This is a genomic window from Streptomyces sp. NBC_00523 (assembly GCF_036346615.1).
In the GTDB taxonomy this organism is placed as follows: Bacteria; Actinomycetota; Actinomycetes; order Streptomycetales; family Streptomycetaceae; genus Streptomyces.
Window position 1 is genome coordinate 1,800,645 of record NZ_CP107836.1, and the last position, 18,769, is coordinate 1,819,413.

13 protein-coding genes are annotated in these 18,769 nt (G+C 72.0%); 4 read left to right on the forward strand and 9 right to left on the reverse strand.

Annotation, left to right across the window (positions count from 1 at the left end):
- Positions 1 to 25: 25 nt before the first annotated feature.
- On the reverse strand, positions 26 to 1,510 hold the full coding sequence (locus tag OHS17_RS08135) for an aldehyde dehydrogenase (RefSeq protein ID WP_330311620.1): 1,485 nt from the start codon (positions 1,508 to 1,510) through the stop codon (positions 26 to 28).
- Between the two features lie 344 nt (positions 1,511 to 1,854).
- Between OHS17_RS08135 and OHS17_RS08140 the strand changes: the two genes are divergently transcribed.
- Positions 1,855 to 3,282 (forward strand): MFS transporter, encoded by a 1,428-nt coding sequence (locus tag OHS17_RS08140; RefSeq protein WP_330311621.1) that lies wholly within the window; start codon positions 1,855 to 1,857, stop codon positions 3,280 to 3,282.
- A gap of 40 nt (positions 3,283 to 3,322) precedes the next feature.
- Here the strand turns inward: OHS17_RS08140 and OHS17_RS08145 are convergent, their stop codons facing one another.
- Positions 3,323 to 3,661 carry a chorismate mutase gene (locus OHS17_RS08145; protein ID WP_330311622.1) on the reverse strand — a complete coding sequence of 113 codons (339 nt, stop codon included), beginning with the start codon at positions 3,659 to 3,661 and terminating at the stop codon, positions 3,323 to 3,325.
- Positions 3,662 to 3,680: 19 nt separating this feature from the next.
- Positions 3,681 to 4,559 (reverse strand): helix-turn-helix domain-containing protein, encoded by an 879-nt coding sequence (locus OHS17_RS08150; protein ID WP_330311623.1) that lies wholly within the window; start codon positions 4,557 to 4,559, stop codon positions 3,681 to 3,683.
- A gap of 124 nt (positions 4,560 to 4,683) precedes the next feature.
- Between OHS17_RS08150 and OHS17_RS08155 the strand changes: the two genes are divergently transcribed.
- A complete protein-coding gene (locus tag OHS17_RS08155; protein ID WP_330311624.1) occupies positions 4,684 to 6,465 on the forward strand; it encodes a glycoside hydrolase family 35 protein in 1,782 nt (593 codons plus the stop codon).
- 70 nt (positions 6,466 to 6,535) lie between these two features.
- The gene (locus OHS17_RS08160) at positions 6,536 to 7,420 is read left to right on the forward strand and encodes a hypothetical protein (RefSeq protein WP_330311625.1); all 885 of its coding nucleotides are present in this window, start codon (positions 6,536 to 6,538) and stop codon (positions 7,418 to 7,420) included.
- A gap of 121 nt (positions 7,421 to 7,541) precedes the next feature.
- Here the strand turns inward: OHS17_RS08160 and OHS17_RS08165 are convergent, their stop codons facing one another.
- The 3 genes from OHS17_RS08165 to OHS17_RS08175 form a co-directional block, all read right to left on the reverse strand.
- Positions 7,542 to 9,080, reverse strand: coding sequence for a DEAD/DEAH box helicase (locus OHS17_RS08165; protein WP_330311626.1), 1,539 nt, complete (start codon positions 9,078 to 9,080; stop codon positions 7,542 to 7,544).
- Between the two features lie 88 nt (positions 9,081 to 9,168).
- Complete coding sequence (locus tag OHS17_RS08170; protein WP_018104519.1) at positions 9,169 to 9,372, reverse strand: cold-shock protein; 204 nt, start codon at positions 9,370 to 9,372, stop codon at positions 9,169 to 9,171.
- 206 nt (positions 9,373 to 9,578) lie between these two features.
- The gene (locus OHS17_RS08175; RefSeq protein ID WP_018104518.1) at positions 9,579 to 10,064 is read right to left on the reverse strand and encodes a pyridoxamine 5'-phosphate oxidase family protein; all 486 of its coding nucleotides are present in this window, start codon (positions 10,062 to 10,064) and stop codon (positions 9,579 to 9,581) included.
- 64 nt (positions 10,065 to 10,128) lie between these two features.
- Here OHS17_RS08175 and OHS17_RS08180 point away from each other — a divergent pair, with 64 nt between their 5' ends.
- A complete protein-coding gene (locus OHS17_RS08180) occupies positions 10,129 to 11,349 on the forward strand; it encodes an SLC13 family permease (RefSeq protein WP_330311627.1) in 1,221 nt (406 codons plus the stop codon).
- A gap of 109 nt (positions 11,350 to 11,458) precedes the next feature.
- Here the strand turns inward: OHS17_RS08180 and OHS17_RS08185 are convergent, their stop codons facing one another.
- The 3 genes from OHS17_RS08185 to OHS17_RS08195 all read right to left on the reverse strand — a co-directional run bounded on the left by OHS17_RS08185 (position 11,459) and on the right by OHS17_RS08195 (position 18,617).
- The gene (locus tag OHS17_RS08185) at positions 11,459 to 12,919 is read right to left on the reverse strand and encodes a glutamate synthase subunit beta (protein WP_073968249.1); all 1,461 of its coding nucleotides are present in this window, start codon (positions 12,917 to 12,919) and stop codon (positions 11,459 to 11,461) included.
- Positions 12,912 to 17,471 (reverse strand): glutamate synthase large subunit, encoded by a 4,560-nt coding sequence (gene gltB / locus OHS17_RS08190; RefSeq protein WP_330311628.1) that lies wholly within the window; start codon positions 17,469 to 17,471, stop codon positions 12,912 to 12,914. Before gltB ends, OHS17_RS08185 begins: the two co-directional genes overlap by 8 nt.
- Positions 17,472 to 17,882: 411 nt before the next feature.
- Positions 17,883 to 18,617, reverse strand: coding sequence for a VIT1/CCC1 transporter family protein (locus OHS17_RS08195; RefSeq protein ID WP_330311629.1), 735 nt, complete (start codon positions 18,615 to 18,617; stop codon positions 17,883 to 17,885).
- Positions 18,618 to 18,769: the final 152 nt, after the last annotated feature.

Genomic DNA, 18,769 nt, shown 5'->3' on the forward strand with positions numbered 1-18,769 from the left:
TCGGTTGGGTGGGGCGCGTGCGGTGTCAGTGGGCGGCGGCCCAGGGCAGCGGGGTGGTGTCGGTGGCCCAGTAGAGGGACTTCTGCCGTTGGTAGCCGCGGATGAGGTCGCGGCCCTTCTCGGTGCCGATGCCGCTGTCCTTCAGCCCGCCGAACGGGGTGGAGATGCTGAACTGCTTGTACGTGTTGATCCAGACGGTGCCCGCGTCGATGCGGCGGGCGAGGCGCCAGGCGCGGGCGTGGTCGCGGGTCCAGATGCCGCAGGCCAGCCCGTAGACGCTGTCGTTGGCCTGGGCGACGAGGTCGTCCTCGTCCTCGAAGGGCAGGGCGACCAGGACCGGTCCGAAGATCTCCTCGCGGCAGACCCGGGCCGTGTTCGGCAGGCCGTCCAGGACGGTGGGCAGGTAGTAGGCGCCGTCCCGGTAGCGCTCGCCCTCGGGGGCCGCTCCCCCGCAGCGGACGGTGGCGCCCTCCGCGCGGGCCAGGTCGACGTAGGCGGCGACGCTGTCGCGGTGGCGGTGGTGGACCAGCGGGGCGACCTGGGTGTCCGGGTCGGTGCCGGGGCCGACGCGCAGTTTCTCCGTACGGGCGACGAGTTCGCCGAGGAACTCCTCGTAGCGGGAGCGGTGCACGAAGAGGCGGGAGCCGGCGATGCAGCTCTGGCCGCTGGAGGAGAAGATCCCGTACATGACGCCGGCGAGGGCCTGTTCGAGGTCGGCGTCCTCCAGCACGATCGTCGGGGACTTGCCGCCGAGTTCGAGGGAGACCGGCATCAGCTTGTCGGCGGCGGCGTGGGCGAGGGTGCGGCCGGTCTCCGTACCGCCGGTGAAGGTGACCTTGGCGACGGCGGGGTGGCGGACGATGGCGTCGCCGATGACGCTGCCGCGGCCCGGCAGGACGGAGAGCAGGGCGGTCGGCAGTCCGGCCTCGGTGAGGGCCCGGTGGACCAGGCGGCCGAGCGCGAGGGCGACGAGCGGGGTCCACTCGGCGGGCTTGAGGAGGACGGCGTTGCCGGCGGCGAGGGCGGGGGCGAGCTTCTGGGCGTCGCTGGCGATCGGCGAGTTCCAGGGGGTGATCGCGCCGACGACGCCGAGCGGTTCGTGGACGCTCATCGTGACGTACGGGCCGCGGGCCGGGGTGAGCGCGTCCTCGGCGGTCTCCAGGGCGGCGGCGGTGTAGCGGAAGGTGCCGGCGGCGCTGAGGACGAGGGCCCGGGTCTCGGTGCGGCACTTGCCGGTGTCGGCGGTCTGGAGGGCGGAGAGCCGGTCGGCGTCCTGCTCGACCAGGTCGGCGACGCGGTGCAGCAGCCGGGCGCGGAGGTGGGCGGGCAGCTCGCGCCAGGCGGGGTCGTGGGCGGCCCGGGTGGCTGCGGCGGCGGCCTCCTCGACGTCTTCGAGGGACGCGGCGTGCACGGTGGCGATGACCTGGCCGGTGGCCGGGTCGGTGGTCTCGATGGGGGCGCCCCGGCCCTGGCGCCACTGTCCTGCGACCAACACCTCGTCGGCAAGCATCGGTTGGCCTCCTGCGGTCGTGATCGGTTCCCGGTCCGGCCGAAGCCGGTACCTCAGGGCTTAAAAGCTAAGCACTTAAATAAATGGCCGCAAGCCCCCCTAGACAAAAAGCCCGGGCAAAAAGTCTTTTGCTCCCCAGCCCTTGACGGCCGCCGCCCCCGGACCGGTAGAACTTAAGCCCTAAGAAGCTAGGTGCTTACAGAGGTTCGTGGGCGATGTCACCGCCTCACGGGCACCGCGTGCCGCTCCCCCACCCGTACGCTCGGTCCACCGCATCCTCTGCGAACACGTACACCTGGCTCCCCCAACCGCTCCGGGCCCCCGCGGAGCAGGAGGAACCCTGGATGAGCACCGACATCTCACAGGACGCCGCGCCGGGCCCCTCGCCCGCCGGTACCACCCGCACCGCCATCGCGGCCCGGTTCGAGCGGCTGCCGCCGTCCCGCTGGCACGTCACCGTCCGCCTGATCGTGGGTGTGGTCACCTTCTTCGAGGCGTTCGACCAGCTGCTGATCGCCTACGCCCTGCCCGAACTCCGGGACGAGTGGCAGCTGAGCACCGGCGACGCCACGGCCGTCCTGACCGTCGGCTCGGTCGGCATGCTCGTCGGCGCCCTGCTCTCGGGGCGGCTGGCCGACCGCTACGGCCGGGTGAAGGTCATCGCGTACTGCATCGCCGTATCGGGCCTGGTGAGCCTGGCCCTCACCGCCTGCACCTCGCTCACCCCGTTCCTGGCGCTCCGGTTCGTGCAGGGGCTGGCGATCGGCGGGGAGGTGCCGGTGGCGGCGGCGTTCATCAGCGAGATCACCCGCAGCTTCAAGCGGGGCCGCTTCGTCCTGTTGTACGAGCTGGTCTTCCCGGCCGGGCTCACCGTGGGCGCGCTGGTCGCGGCCTGGGTCGTCCCGGCCGCGGGCTGGCGCACGATGTTCGTGGTCGCCGCCGTCCCCGGCCTGCTGGCCTTCCTCGTGCAGCGCCGCGTCCCGGAGTCCCCGCGCTGGCTCGCGGACCGGGGCCGGCTCGCGGAGGCGGAAGCGGTGATGGCCGGGATCGAGGCGAAGGTGGCGGCCGCGACGGGGCAGCCCCTTCCGGCACCGGGCGCGGTGCGGGCTCCGGAGAAGGCATCCGCCGCGGCCACCGCAGCGGAACGGGCCGCGACCGGCCTGCGCGGCCTGTTCACCGGCCGCTACCGGCGCCGCACCCTGGTCGTCGGCGCGATCTGGTTCACCGGCTACTTCGTGAACTACGGCGTGACGTCCTGGCTGCCGAGCATCTACAAGGACGAGTACGGCCTCGGCCTCTCCGACGCCCTCCTCTACTCCACGGTGACCTCGGTCGCCGGACTGCTCGGCTGCCTGATCGTCGCGCTCACCGTGGACGTCCTGGGCCGCCGCAAGATCTTCGCGATCTGCCTCGGCGCCTCGGCCGCCCTGCTGCTCACCCTGGCCGCGCTCGGCGCCGGCTCTCCCGTCCAGGTGCTGATCTGGACCTCGCTGTCGGCGGTCGGCTTCTTCGGCTCCAACATCTGCCTGTACCTGTACACGCCGGAGCTGTACCCGACCCGGATGCGGGCGCTCGGATGCAGCGTCGGCGGCGCGGTCAACCGCCTGGGCGTGATCCTCGGCCCGATCCTGGTCGGCGTCGTCTACGCGGCGAACGACAGCGTGGTCGCGGTCTTCGTGATGCTCGCCGCGGTGGCGGTGCTCGGCGCGGTGGTCGCCGGCACCCTGGCGGAGGAGACGGCGAACCGGCCCCTGGAGGAGATCTCGCCCTGACCGGCGGGCACGGGAACGGGCGCGGAGGCGACCGGGGAGGCTAGCGCCCCCCGGCCGCCTCCGTGCCGTTCGCGGACTCCTCCGCGATGCGTTCGTGGTGGCGGATGACCTCCGCGACGATGAAGTTGAGCAGCTTCTCCGCGAAGGCCGGGTCGAGGTGGGCGCTCTCCGCGAGCTCGCGGAGACGGGTGATCTGGCGGGCCTCACGGGCTGGATCGGCCGGGGGGAGCTGGTGGGCGGCCTTGAGGTGGCCAACCTGCTGGGTGCACTTGAAGCGTTCGGCCAGCATGTGGACGACGGCGGCGTCGATGTTGTCGATGCTCTGGCGCAGCCGGTCGAGTTCGACGCGTACGGAGGCGTCGATGTCGTTCGTGGTCATGGGCAGCGAGCTTACGGGGCTACGAGGTGATCGTCGGCGGGTGTTCGGGGTCCGGGACGCGGTCGCTCCAGCCGCCCGGCACCGTACGCCCCTGCTGTTCGCGGAAGCGGACCGGGGCGATGCCCACGCGCCGCGCGAAGAGCCGGGAGAAGTAGGCCGGATCGTCGTAGCCGACGCGGCGGGCGACGGCCGCGACCGGCAGGTCGCTCGTGGCCAGGAGCTCCTTCGCGCGCCCGAGCCGGATGGTCAGGAGGTAGTCCTTCGGGCTGCATCCCGCGCCCCGGCGCACCGCCGTCCGCAGCTCGGCGGAGGTCATCCCGTGCCGGGCGGCGTGCTCGGCGACGGACAGCGGCTGGAAGGCGTCCCGGGCGAGCGCCTGGAGCACCGGGTCGCCGTCGGGGCCGACGTCGGCGCGGGCCCGGCGCAGGGCGACGAGGAGTTCGTGCACGGCGGCCCCCGTCTCGACCTCCAGGAGCGGGTTGCCGCGCCGGGCCGCCCGGACCATCCGGCCGATCGCGGCGCGCGGGGCGGCGGTGTCGGCGAGGGGGACCAGGGGGCGGTCGGGCTCGATGTAGCCGAGCTCGGTGTACGTGGCGGTGGCGGGCCCGGTGAAGTCCACGAAGCTCTCGTCCCAGCCGGTCCCGGGGTCGGCGCCGTAGTGGTGCGGGGTGCCCGGGGTCAGCCAGATGAGGCTGGGCGCGGTGACCGGGACCCGCCGCCCGTCCGGCCCGGCGAACCAGCCGCTGCCCGCGTGCACGACCACGGCCACATGGTGGTCCAGGGTGCGCGGTCCGACGGTCGGCAGGGTGCCGTGCTGGAGGCCGACGCCGAGGCAGACGAGGCCGAGGCGGTGGTGGAGCGGGCTGGGCGTGAAGAAGCGCATCCAGGTGTGGTACATGGGCTCCCTCTCGCCCGGTCCGGGCAACTCGCGTCCAAACAGCCAAGATCTTTGTCCATGGACCGGCCGCACGCCAGGGCTGAGGCTGGACCGAGACATTCCGCGCATCAGGAGAACGGGCACCATGGCTGACTTCACCGTCGGGGACGACGGCTTCCGGATCGACGGGAAGCCCGTACGGCTGCTGTCCGGGGCCCTGCACTACTTCCGGGTGCACGAGGGCCAGTGGGACCACCGGCTCGCGATGCTGCGCGCGATGGGCCTGAACTGCGTGGAGACGTACGTCCCGTGGAATCTCCACGAGCCCCGGCCCGGCCGCTTCCGGGACACCGGGGCGCTGGGCCGCTTCCTGGACGCGGCGCACCGGGCCGGTCTGTGGGCGATCGTGCGCCCGGGCCCGTACATCTGCGCGGAGTGGGAGAACGGCGGTCTGCCCGCGTGGGTGACCGGGCGGTTCGGCCGCCGGGTGCGGACCCGGGACGAGGGGTATCTCGACGCGGTCCGGTCCTGGTTCGCGGAGCTGCTGCCGCAGGTCGCCGAGCGGGAGATCGACCGCGGCGGCCCGGTGATCATGGTGCAGGCGGAGAACGAGTACGGGAGTTACGGCACGGACGGCGTGTATCTGCGCCGGGTGGCGGAGCTGCTGCGCGCGTACGGGGTGGGCGTGCCGCTGTTCACCTCGGACGGGCCGGAGGACCACATGCTCACCGGCGGCTCGGTGCCCGGGCTGCTCGCCACCGCCAACTTCGGTTCGGGCGCCCGTGAGGCGTTCCGGGTGCTGCGCCGCCACCAGGCGTCGGGTCCGCTGATGTGCATGGAGTTCTGGTGCGGCTGGTTCGAGCACTGGGGCGCGCCGCCGGTGGTACGCGATCCGGCGCAGGCGGCCGGTGCGCTGGCGGAGGTCCTGGAGTGCGGGGCGTCGGTGAACGTCTACATGGCGCACGGCGGCACGAACTTCGCGGGGTGGGCGGGCGCGAACCGTTCCGGCCCGCTCCAGGACCAGGAGCTGCTGCCGACGGTGACGTCGTACGACTACGACGCGCCGGTGGACGAGTACGGCCGGGCCACGGAAAAGTTCCGGCTGTTCCGGAAGGTCCTCGCCGCCTACGCGGACGGGCCGCTGCCCCCGCTGCCGCCGGAGCCGGCCGGGCTCGCCGTCCCGGTCCGGGCGGAGCTGACCGAGTGGGCGCCGCTGCACACGGTGCTGGAGGCGCTGGGCGACGAGGAGGCGGCGGAGTCCGGGGTGCCGCCGACGTTCGAGGAGCTGGGGGTGGACCGCGGCCTGGTCCGCTACCGGGTCGCCGTGCCGGGGCCGCGCCGCCCGTACCCGCTGGGCGTCTCCGGACTGCGGGACCGTGCGGTGGTGTACGTGGACGGGGTGCGCCGGGGCGTCCTGAGCGAGGGGGCCGCCACCCTGGAGGAGCCGGTGGCCGGGCCCGCCGAGGTGGAGCTGTGGGTGGAGTCGCTGGGCCGGGTCAATTACGGGCCGCGCCTGGGCGAGCCGAAGGGCATCACCGGGGGCGTGCTGCACGAGCGCCAGTATCTGCACGGGGTGCGGGCCCGGGCGCTGCGCCTTGACGCGTTCGAGGAGCCGGGCGCGGTCGCGGGTGTGCCGTTCGCGCCGGTCGACGGGGAGGGCGGGACGGGCCTGTACCGGGGCACGTTCGAGCCGGCGGCCGGGGCGGACCACGCGGGGCTCGAACTCCCGGGCTGGACGCGGGGGTTCGTCTGGGTGAACGGATTCTGCCTGGGCCGGTACTGGTCGGAGGGCCCGCAGCACACGCTGTACGTGCCGGGTCCTGTGCTGCGGGACGGGGTCAACGAGGTGTGGGTGCTGGAGACGGAGGGCGCGGGCGCGCCGTTCGTCCGGCTGGGTCCGGGGCTGCCGGTCCGGACCGGCGGCTGACAACCCCGGGGCGCTCTTCCCGGTCTACATTGGTGAGGAGTCGGGCCTGGCGACGAGCGGGGGTACGGACGTGCCGGACAGCCCCCGCCGCAGCCCGGTCGAGCACGGATTCCCGCATCTGGAGACGGTCCGCTCGGCGATCACCGCGCTGTACCGCAGGCTGTCGGCCGACGGCGTCCGGCGGTTCGCGACGAGCCTCGCCCCGGTCGACGCCGCGTTCGCCGACGTGGACGATCTGCACCTGGGCGCGCAGCGGGTGGCGCGGGCGATGGTGCACCACTACCGGCTGCCGGATGCCCGGGTGATCGTGGCGTTCCGGTCGATGGAGCACGCGGGCAGCGTCGAACTCGCGGCGGGGCCGGAGTACTTCGTGGAGCTGAACGACCGCTTCCGCACCCATCGCCGGGACATCGGAGCGGCGCTGTCGCACGAGGTCGCGCATGTGCTGCTGCACCGGCTGGGCCTGGAGTTCCCCGGCACCCGCGACAACGAGATCCTGACCGACACGGCGGCGGCCTACCTGGGGGCGGGGTGGCTGCTCCTCGACGCGTTCCGCGAGGACGCGACGTCCAGCCAGAAGCTGGGGTACCTGACCCCGGAGGAGTTCGGGTACGTGCTGGCCGAGCGGGCGCAGGTGTTCGGCGAGGACCCCTCGCCCTGGTTCACCAGTCCGCAGGCGTACACCGCGTACACGGAGGGGCGGGCCCGGGCGCTGCGCGATGCGGCGCGCCCGCCGCTGACGGCGGCGGGGTGGGCGGGGCGGCGGCGCTACGCACTGGACCGGCGGACCGGGTCCGGGGGCCCCGGCGGGTCGTACGCCTTCGAAACGGCGGCGGACGGATTGCGGGTGGCGTTCCCGTGCCCCGTCTGCCATCAGCGCAACCGGGTCCAGGTACGGGGGCGGGTACGGGTGCGGTGCGCGCTGTGCCGCGCGGTGCTGGACTGCACGACGTGACCGGTCAATCGCCGGAGGGGCCACATCAAGCCCCTCCGGCGTGACTGGTCATCGCGCGCGCCAAAATCAAGCCCCTCCGGCGATTGAGGAGCGGGGGTCCGGGGGCAGCGCCCCCGGGGTGTTACGCGGCGCGGCGGCTGCGCTGCGCGGTGCCCCTGGAGGCGCCGGTGCCCCTGGACGCACCGGCGCCGCGGGACGCGCCGGCCCCTCGGCCCCGGCCGCGGCTGCCCGAGCGAGTGCCCGTACCTGCCGGCCGGGTGCGCGGCTTCGGCTGCGTGGGCTGCGGGACCTCTATGACCACCGCGACTCCGGACGGTTCGCGGGCCCCCGTGATGCGGGTCAGCTCCTCGTCGCTGGAGCGGATGCGCGTGGTGCGCGGGTCGATGCCCGCGTCGCGCATCAGACGGGTCATGTCGCGCTTCTCGTCGGGCAGGACGAGGGTGACGACGCTGCCGGACTCCCCGGCCCGGGCGGTGCGGCCGCCCCGGTGGAGGTAGTCCTTGTGGTCGGTGGGCGGGTCCACGTTGACGACGAGGTCGAGGTCGTCCACGTGGATGCCGCGGGCCGCCACGTTCGTCGCGACGAGGGCCGTGACCTGGCCGTTCTTGAACTGGTCCAGGGTCCGGTTGCGCTGCGGCTGCGAGCGCCCGCCGTGCAGCGCGGCAGCGCGTACCCCACTGGCGAGAAGCCGCTTGGCGAAACGGTCCGCCGCGCGCTTGGTGTCCACGAACATGATCACGCGGCCCTCGCGGGCGGCGATCCGTGTCGCGACGGCCTTCTTGTCGGTCTCGTCCAGGACATGGAGGACGTGGTGCTCCATGGTGGTGACCGCACCGGCGGACGGGTCGACCGAGTGCACGACGGGGTCGGTCAGGAACATCTTGACCAGGCGGTCGATGTTCTTGTCCAGGGTCGCGGAGAACAGCATCCGCTGACCGCCCGCCTCGACCTGCTTGAGCAGGGCGGTGACCTGGGGCATGAAGCCCATGTCGGCCATCTGGTCGGCCTCGTCCAGGACCGTGATCGCGACCTGGTCCAGGCGGCAGTCGCCGCGCTCGATGAGGTCCTTGAGCCGGCCCGGGGTCGCCACGAGCACCTCGGCGCCGCGCCGCAGCGTGGCGGACTGCCGGGTGATCGACATGCCGCCGACGACGGTGGCCAGGCGCAGGTTGACCGAGGTGGCGTACGGGGTCAGCGCGTCGGTGACCTGCTGGGCGAGCTCGCGGGTCGGGACGAGGACGAGGGCCAGCGGTGCCTTCGGCTCGGCGCGGCGGCCGGCGGTGCGGGCCAGCAGCGCGAGCCCGAAGGCGAGGGTCTTGCCGGAGCCGGTGCGGCCCCGGCCGAGGATGTCACGGCCGGCCAGCGAGTTGGGCAGCGTGGCGCCCTGGATCGGGAACGGCTCGGTCACGCCCTGCGCGGCAAGGGTCTTCAGCAGGGCTGCGGGCATGTCCAGCTCGGCGAACGCCTCGACGGCGGGCAGTGCGGGGGTGATGGTCTCGGGCAGCGCGAATTCGCCCTGCGGCGGCGTGGCCCTGCGACGGGGCGACGCCTTTCCGGTTCCCTTGCCGGAACCCTGTGCGGTTGCCTGTGCCCGGTCCGTGCCGCGCGCCCTGGACGGGCGGTTGCGAGCGGGACGGTCCTGGCGTTCGGAGCGGGTCATATCGGGATTGTCCTCCTGGGACAGCACGAGCCGGGGCCCGCACCTTGACGGTGCGGGCCCCGGCTGCGAGGTACGCGTCCGGCGAAAATTAGGCCGGGACGATGTTCTCCGCCTGCGGGCCCTTCTGGCCCTGCGTGACGTCGAAGCTGACCTTCTGGCCCTCGACGAGCTCACGGAAGCCCTGGGCGTTGATGTTCGAGTAGTGGGCGAAGACGTCGGCGCCGCCGCCGTCCTGCTCGATGAAGCCGAAGCCCTTTTCAGAGTTGAACCACTTCACGGTTCCAGTAGCCATGTCGATCTCCTAAGGAGGTGCAGTGCCGGAAATTCGCACTTTACGAATTCCAAGTCGCCGCATTGAGCCCCATCCGGAGAAAGCCGGAAAACAATAAAGCGCCTGACGAAGCATTCCCGTCAGGCGCACATAAAGTTCATGGGTACCAAAACTGCAACACGACCACCGTAGCACGAGCCGCCGCCGGATGTCGGGAGGAGGGTCGGTCAGTCGTCGTTGCCCCGTCGGATCGTGCGCAGCGGGCGGCCGGGACGCCAGGTGCTGATGACGAGCGTGTCGCCGCCCTCCAGGCCCACCCGCACCACCTCGGTGGGCTCGACGCGGAACAGGTGGAAGGGCTCGGGCGGGGTGCGCTCCCCGATGAAGCGGGCGAGGACGGCGGGGTCGGTCACCTCGACGGCGCGCCCGGAGATCCGGACGTCCCCGTCCGCCATCTCGGCGTCGGGCCCGGGGTTGGCGTGCACGCAGAAGCGGGGGTCGCGGCGCAGGTCGAGGGCCTTGCGGGAGTTCGGCATCATGCCGAGGTGCGGCTCGTCCTCCCAGAAGTCCACCTCCAGGCCGGTGAGCCGGGGCGACCCGTCCTTGCGGAGGGTGGCGAGGACATGGTGCTTGTACGGCGCGAACCGCCGTCGCACGGTGTCGGCGAAGTCGGGCTCGGCGGTACGGAAGTCGGTCCAGGTGCTGGTGGTCATGGACCCATGGAACCGGAGAATCCCGTCATCCTCTGTCAGGTATTCCGTCTGACACGATGAGCGCATGCGGAATGATCACTTCACGGAGCGCTCGCGTGCCCTGGTGCGGCGGCTGCATCCCCTGGACTGGCTGGCCGGCGGGCTGCTCCTGCTCGGAGTGGTCTTCGCGGCGACCGGGCTGCTGCCGTCCGGGCCCGCGCAGGACCAGCTGCGGCGCATCGGGCCGCTGCTGGCGTTCCTGGCGACGGTGATCGTGCTGGCGGAGCTGGCGGGCCGGGCGCAGGTCTTCGACGTGGTCGCGGCGTGGGTGGCGCGGGCCGGGCGGGGGCGGTATCCGCTGCTGTTCGGGCTGTGCGTGGCCTTCGCCTCGCTGACCACGATCACCCTGAACCTCGACACGACGGCCGTGCTGCTCACCCCGGTGATGCTGGCGCTGGCCGGGCGGGTGGGCATCGCGGCGGTGCCGCTGGCGATGACCACGGTCTGGCTGGCCAATACGGCGAGTCTGCTGCTCCCCGTGTCGAATCTGACCAATCTGCTGGCGGCGGACCGGGTGGCGCTGTCCCCGGCCGGTCTGGCCGCCGTGATGTGGCTGCCGCAGCTGGCCGCGATCGGGATGACGGCGCTGTGCCTGTGGGTCTTCTACTGGCGCCGGGGGCGGCGGGGCGCCGACACGTACACCCCGCCGCCGGTGCCCTCGCCCGAGGACCGGGTGCTGCTGGGGGTCTGCTCGGTGGCGTGTGCCGGGTTCCTGCTGGCGATCCTGGTGGTGGACGTGCCGCTCTGGTCGGCCTCGCTGGTGGCGATGGTCGTCGTGGTGGTGGCGTACGCGGTGCGGCGGCGCGAGGAGCTGCGGCTCTCACTGATCCCGTGGCGGCTGCTGGTCCTGGTGCCGGGGATGTTCCTGGTGGTGGAGACCGTCAACGCGCACGGGCTGCACGAGCTGCTGGTGCGGGCGCTCGGCTCGGACGACGGCCTCGCGGGCATGCTCCGCACCGCCGGGGTGGGCGCGGGGCTCGCCAACGTACTGAACAACCTTCCGGCGTACGTGGCGGGCGAGGCGGTCGTCCCGGCGGACAACCACCATCAGCTGCTGGCCCTGCTGATCGGGGTCAACGCGGGCCCGCTGGTCACCCCGTGGGGGTCGCTGGCGACGCTGCTGTGGTTCGAGCGGTGCCGGTTCCAGGGGACGCGGATCGGGGTACGGCGCTTCGCGCTGACCGGCCTGGTCCTCGCGGTGACGGCGACGGCGGCGGCGACCTGCGCGCTGGCGCTGACCGCCTGAGTCACCTGCCTCCGAATGCGCCACGGCGCCTGCCGATTCGTCCGGTCGGGGACGGGCAGGCGCCGCGTTCAGTTCCGCACGCCGTTGTGCGGGACGTCTGTGTGCCGTATCAGACCGTGAGGGCACGGTCCGTCGGGCGGATCGGGGCCGGCAGGGCGCTGGCTCCGGTCAGGAAGCGGTCCACGCCGCGTGCCGCGGAGCGGCCCTCGGCGATGGCCCACACGATGAGGGACTGGCCGCGGCCCGCGTCCCCGGCGACGAAGACGCCGTCGACGTTGGTCGCGTAGTCCTGGTCGCGGGCGATGTTGCCGCGCTCGTCGAGCTCCAGACCGAACTGCTGGACCAGACCGTTGGCCTGGTCGGTGCCGGTGAAGCCCATCGCGAGCGTGACCAGCTGCGCGGGGATGACCCGCTCGGTGCCGGGCTTCTGCTCCAGCTTACCGTCCTTGAACTCCACCTCGACCAGGTGGAGGGCCTGGACGTTGCCGTCCTCGTCGCCCTCGAAGTGGGTGGTCGAGACGGAGTAGACCCGCTCGCCGCCCTCCTCGTGCGCGGAGGTGACCTTGTAGAGCATGGGGAAGGTCGGCCAGGGCTGGTTGGCGTTCCGCTCCTCGCCCGGCCGGGGCATGATCTCCAGCTGGGTGACGGACAGGGCGCCCTGGCGGTGCGCGGTGCCGACGCAGTCGGCGCCGGTGTCGCCGCCGCCGATGACGACGACGTGCTTGCCCTCGGCGGTGATCGGGGAGACCGTCAGGTCGCCCTCCTGCACCTTGTTGGCGAGCGGCAGGTACTCCATCGCGTAGTGCACGCCGTTCAGCTCCCGGCCCGGGACGGGCAGGTCGCGCGAGACGGTGGCACCGGCGGCGATGACCACGGCGTCGTAGCGGCGGCGCAGCTTCGCGGCGTCGATGTCGCGGCCGATCTCGGTCTCGGTGCGGAACTTGGTGCCCTCCGCGCGCATCTGCTCGATGCGGCGGTTGATGTGCGACTTCTCCATCTTGAACTCGGGGATGCCGTACCGGAGGAGGCCCCCGATGCGGTCCGCGCGCTCGTAGACGGCGACCGTGTGACCGGCCCGGGTGAGCTGCTGGGCGGCGGCGAGGCCGGCCGGACCGGAGCCGATGACGGCGACGGTCTTGCCGGACAGGCGCTCCGGCGGCTGCGGGGTCACGTCACCGTTGCCCCACGCCTTGTCGATGATCGAGACCTCGACGTTCTTGATGGTGACGGCCGGCTGGTTGATGCCGAGCACGCACGCCGACTCGCAGGGAGCCGGGCACAGCCGCCCGGTGAACTCCGGGAAGTTGTTCGTGGCGTGCAGCCGCTCGGAGGCGGCGGCCCAGTCCTCGCGGTAGGCGTAGTCGTTCCACTCGGGGATGAGGTTTCCGAGCGGGCAGCCGTTGTGGCAGAACGGGATGCCGCAGTCCATGCAGCGGCCGGCCTGCTTGCTGATGATCGGGAGCAGCGAGCCCGGAACGTAGACCTCGTTCCAGTCCTTGACGCGCTCGCCGGCGGGGCGGGTCTGCGCGACCTCGCGGCCGGTGGTCAGGAAGCCCTTGGGGTCAGCCATTGGTCGCCGCCTCCATCATCTTCTCGGTGGTCTCCTGCTCGGAGAGACCGGCGAGCTCAGCGGCGTCCTTGGCGGCGAGCACTGCCTTGTAGGTGGACGGGATGATCTTGCTGAAGCGGGCCACCGCGGTGTCCCACTCGGCGAGGAGCTTCCCGGCGACGGTGGAGCCGGTCTCCTCCTGGTGGCGGCGCACGACGTCGTGCAGCCACTGCTTGTCGGTGTCGGTCAGCTCCTCGACCGCGCCGAGGTTGCCGGCGTTGACGTTGTCGCGGTTGAGGTCGATGACGTACGCGACACCGCCGGACATGCCGGCCGCGAAGTTGCGCCCGGTCTCGCCGAGCACCACGGCGTGGCCGCCGGTCATGTACTCGCAGCCGTGGTCGCCCACGCCCTCGGAGACGACGGTGGCGCCGGAGTTGCGGACGCAGAAGCGCTCACCGGTGCGGCCGCGGAGGAACAGTTCGCCGCCGGTCGCGCCGTAGGCGATGGTGTTGCCCGCGATCGTGGAGTACTCGGCGAGGTGGTCGGCGCCGCGGTCGGGGCGGACGACGACGCGGCCGCCGGACAGGCCCTTGCCGACGTAGTCGTTGGCGTCGCCCTCCAGGCGCAGGGTGACACCGCTGGGCAGGAAGGCGCCGAAGGACTGGCCCGCGGAGCCGGTGAAGGTGATGTCGATGGTGTCCTGGGGCAGGCCCGCACCGCCGAACTTCTTCGTGACCTCGTGGCCGAGCATCGTGCCGACGGTCCGGTTGATGTTCCGGATCGCGATCTGCGCGCGGACCGGCTGGGCGGCCTCGGGGCTGTCGGCCTTGAGGGCGTCGGCGGCGAGCTTGATCAGCTCGTTGTCGAGGGCCTTGTCGAGGGCGTGGTCCTGCTCGGTGCTCCGGTACCGGACCGCGCCTTCGGGCAGCTCGGGGACGTAGAACAGCGGGGCGAGGTCCAGGCCCTGCGCCTTCCAGTGCGTGACGGCCCGGTCGGTGTCCAGCAGCTCGGCGTGGCCGACGGCCTCCTCGATCGTGCGGAAGCCGAGCTCGGCGAGGAGCTCGCGGACCTCCTGCGCGATGAACTCGAAGAAGTTGACGACGTACTCGGCCTTGCCGGAGAAGCGGTCGCGCAGCACCGGGTTCTGGGTGGCGATGCCGACGGGGCAGGTGTCGAGGTGGCAGACGCGCATCATGACGCAGCCGGAGACGACGAGCGGCGCGGTCGCGAAACCGAACTCCTCGGCGCCGAGCAGCGCGGCGATGACGACGTCGCGGCCGGTCTTGAGCTGGCCGTCGGTCTGCACGACGATGCGGTCGCGCAGGCCGTTGAGCAGCAGGGTCTGCTGGGTCTCGGCGAGGCCGAGCTCCCAGGGGCCGCCCGCGTGCTTGAGGCTGGTGAGCGGGGACGCGCCCGTGCCGCCGTCGTGGCCGGAGATGAGGACCACGTCCGCGTGCGCCTTGGAGACGCCCGCCGCGACGGTGCCGACGCCGACCTCGGAGACCAGCTTCACGTGGATGCGGGCCTGCGGGTTGGCGTTCTTGAGGTCGTGGATCAGCTGAGCCAGGTCCTCGATGGAGTAGATGTCGTGGTGCGGCGGCGGGGAGATCAGGCCGACGCCCGGGGTGGAGTGCCGGGTCTTGGCGACCCACGGGTAGACCTTGTGGCCGGGCAGCTGGCCGCCCTCGCCGGGCTTGGCGCCCTGGGCCATCTTGATCTGGATGTCGTCCGCGTTGACCAGGTACTCGCTGGTGACACCGAAGCGGCCGGAGGCGACCTGCTTGATGGACGAGCGGCGGGCCGGGTCGTAGAGCCGGTCGGCGTCCTCGCCGCCCTCACCGGTGTTGGACTTGCCGCCCAGCTGGTTCATCGCGATGGCGAGGGTCTCGTGGGCCTCGCGCGAGATGGAGCCGTAGGACATGGCGCCGGTGGAGAAGCGCTTGACGATCTCCGAGACGGGCTCGACCTCCTCGATGTCGATCGAGGGGCGGTCCGAGGTGAAGCCGAACAGGCCGCGGAGCGTCATCAGCCGCTCGGACTGCTCGTTCACCCGGTCCGTGTACTTCTTGAAGATGTCGTACCTGCGGTTGCGGGTGGCGTGCTGGAGGCGGAAGACCGTCTCCGGGTCGAACAGGTGAGGCTCGCCCTCGCGGCGCCACTGGTACTCGCCGCCGATCTCCAGCGCGCGGTGCGAGGCGGAGATTCCGGAGGCGGGGTAGCCCTTGGTGTGCCGGGCGGCGACCTCCTTGGCGACGACGTCGAGACCGGCGCCGCCGATCTTGGTGGCGGTGCCGTTGAAGTAGCGGTCCACGAAGGACTGGTCGAGGCCGACCGCCTCGAAGACCTGGGCGCCGCGGTAGGAGGCGACCGTGGAGATGCCCATCTTGGACATCACCTTCAGGACGCCCTTGCCCAGCGCGTAGATCAGGTTGCGGATGGCGTCCTCGGCCTCGATGCCCTCGATGAAGGTGCCGGCCCGGACCAGGTCCTCGACGGACTCCATGGCCAGGTACGGGTTGACCGCGGCGGCGCCGTAACCGATCAGCAGCGCGACGTGGTGGACCTCGCGGACGTCCCCGGCCTCGACCAGCAGGCCCACCTGGGTGCGCTGCTTGGTGCGGATGAGGTGGTGGTGGACGGCGGAGGTGAGCAGCAGCGACGGGATCGGCGCGTGCTCGGCGTCGGAGTGCCGGTCGGAGAGGACGATCAGGCGGGCGCCGTCCTCGATGGCGGCGTCGACCTCGTTGCAGATCTCCTCGATCCGGGCGGCCAGCGCGTCGCCGCCGCCGTGCACCCGGTAGAGGCCGGAGAGCGTGGCGGCCTTCATGCCCGGCATGTCGCCGTCGGCGTTGATGTGTATGAGCTTGGCCAGCTCGTCGTTGTCGATCACCGGGAAGGGCAGCGCGACGCTGCGGCAGGACGCGGCGCCCGGCTCCAGGAGGTTGCCCGAGGGGCCGAGCACGGAGCGCAGCGAGGTGACGAGCTCCTCGCGGATGGCGTCCAGCGGCGGGTTGGTGACCTGCGCGAACAGCTGGGTGAAGTAGTCGAACAGCAGCCGGGGGCGGGCCGAGAGCGCGGCGATCGGCGAGTCGGTGCCCATGGAGCCCAGGGGCTCGCCGCCGGTGCGGGCCATCGGGGCGAGGATGACGCGCAGCTCCTCCTCGGTGTACCCGAAGGTCTGCTGGCGGCGGGTGACGGAGGCGTGCGTGTGGACGATGTGCTCCCGCTCGGGGAGGTCCTCCAGCTCGATCTCGCCGCTCTCCAGCCACTCCTGGTAGGGGTGCTCGGCGGCGAGGGACGCCTTGATCTCGTCGTCCTCGATGATGCGGTGCTCGGCGGTGTCCACGAGGAACATGCGGCCGGGCTGCAGGCGGCCCTTGCGGACGACCTTGGCCGGGTCGATGTCCAGGACGCCGACCTCGGAGGACAGCACGACGAGGCCGTCGTCGGTGACCCAGTAGCGGCCGGGGCGCAGACCGTTGCGGTCGAGGACCGCGCCGACCTGGACGCCGTCGGTGAAGGTGACGCAGGCCGGGCCGTCCCAGGGCTCCATCATCGCGGAGTGGTACTGGTAGAACGCGCGGCGTGCCGGGTCCATCGAGTCGTGGTTCTCCCACGCCTCGGGGACCATCATCAGCACCGAGTGCGGCAGCGAGCGGCCGCCGAGGTGGAGCAGCTCCAGGACCTCGTCGAAGGACGCGGAGTCGGAGGCGTCCGGCGTACAGACGGGGAAGATCCGGTCGAGCGGCGCGTCGCCGAAGAGGCCGGACGCGAGCTGGGACTCGCGGGCCTTCATCCAGTTGCGGTTGCCCTTGACCGTGTTGATCTCGCCGTTGTGCGCGACGAAGCGGTACGGGTGGGCGAGCGGCCAGCTCGGGAAGGTGTTGGTCGAGAAGCGCGAGTGGACCAGCGCGACCGCGGTGGCGAACCGGGGGTCGGAGAGGTCCGGGAAGAAGGGCTCCAGCTGACCGGTGGTGAGCATGCCCTTGTAGACGATGGTGCGGGCGGAGAGCGACGGGAAGTAGACCCCGGCCTCGCGCTCGGCGCGCTTGCGCAGCAGGAACGCCTTGCGGTCCAGGGCGATGCCGGTGCTCTCGCCGTCCGACACGAAGAGCTGGCGGAACTCGGGCATGGTGGCGCGGGCGCCGTTGCCGAGGATGTCCGGGGTGACCGGGACCTCGCGCCAGCCGAGGACCGTCAGGCCCTCCTCGCCGGCGATCTTCTCCAGCTCGCGGACGGCACCGGTGGAGTCGTCGGCGGGCAGGAAGGCGATGCCGACGGCGTAGCCACCGGCCTCGGGGAGCGCGAAGGGGACCTCGGCGCGCAGGAACGTGTCCGGGACCTGGAGCAGGATGCCGGCGCCGTCACCGGAGTCGGGCTCCGATCCGGTGGCACCGCGGTGTTCGAGGTTGCGGAGCACGGTCAGAGCCTGCTCGACCATCTCGTGGCCGGGCACACCGGTCAGAGTGGCTACGAACCCCACGCCACAGGCGTCGTGCTCGTTGCGGGGGTCGTACATCCCCTGGGGGGCGGGGCGACCGTCCATGGGCGACCAGGCGTCGGTGCGCATCGGCTCTCCCGTCGTCGTCGTGGCATATGCAGTGCCGAGGGACGACGTTGGCCCTCTGCGAAATTTCGTGCAGATTACATGATGGGGCGCTTCTCAAAAAGCGGATGAACCATTCCAACATGCGGACACCGTCGACGACGGTGGAGTGGGTCGCTGTCGGAGGATCGGCGCCCGGGAGACGCGGAGAGCAGGCGTCGTTGCCTGCGGTGTCTACGGCTCATGCCCGGTGGCGGGGAAAACGAAACCGCCGGGTAGTGGCTACTTATGTGCAGCCCTGCATAGAGACTCATTTTACGGTGCGCGGCGCGGTCGCGCCCAGAGGCGCGGGCCAAGACGTACGTCACACGCGTGGCGTACGTGTGACGGGCCGATTGCGTGAACCGGCCCGTCACACGTACGAAGCAGGTGGGGTCAGCCGCCCACGGCGACGCCGAACAGGGCGCCCAGGCCGTACGTGATCGCGGCGGCCGCGCCGCCCAGCACCAGCTGGCGCAGTCCGCTGAACCACCAGCTGCGCGCGGTCACCCGGGCCACCACCGCGCCGCAGCCGAACAGCCCGGCGAGTGCCAGCAGCACGGCCGGCCACAGCGCACCGGCCCCCAACAGGAACGGCAGCACGGGCAGCAGGGCGCCCAGCGCGAAGGCGCCGAACGAGGAGAAGGCGGCCACCAGGGGCGACGGCAGGTCGCCCGGGTCGATGCCCAGCTCCTCGCGGGCGTGTATTTCGAGGGCCTGCTCCGGGTCGCGCGAGAGCTGGCGGGCGACCTCGCGGGCGAGCGCGGGCTCGACGCCCCGGGACGCGTAGAGCGCGGCGAGCTCCCGCTCCTCGTCCACGGGGTGCTTGCGCAGCTCGCGCCGCTCGACGTCCAGCTCGGCCTCGACCAGCTCGCGCTGGGACGCCACGGAGGTGTACTCGCCGGCCGCCATGGAGAAGGCGCCGGCGGCCAGTCCGGCGAGACCGGTGATCACGATGGTGCGGTGCGAGACGTCGCCGCCGGCGACGCCGGTCATCAGGGCCAGGTTGGAGACGAGGCCGTCCATCGCACCGAAGACCGCCGGGCGCAGCCAGCCGCCGTTGACGTCACGGTGGGTGTGGTTGTCCCGGTGCGCCTCGTGCAGTACGGCTTCGGTCTCGATGATGGCCACGACTTATCCCTCTCCCCTGGTCCGGGTGTTCCGGAGACGGACCTCCTGCCCGCCCGCCCCCGCTCGACACCATCGAAAGTACGCACGAAAAATCGCTCCCGCCAGCAAGGCAGGCCGTACTTACCACCCTGCGTAACCGGATAGGTACGGCT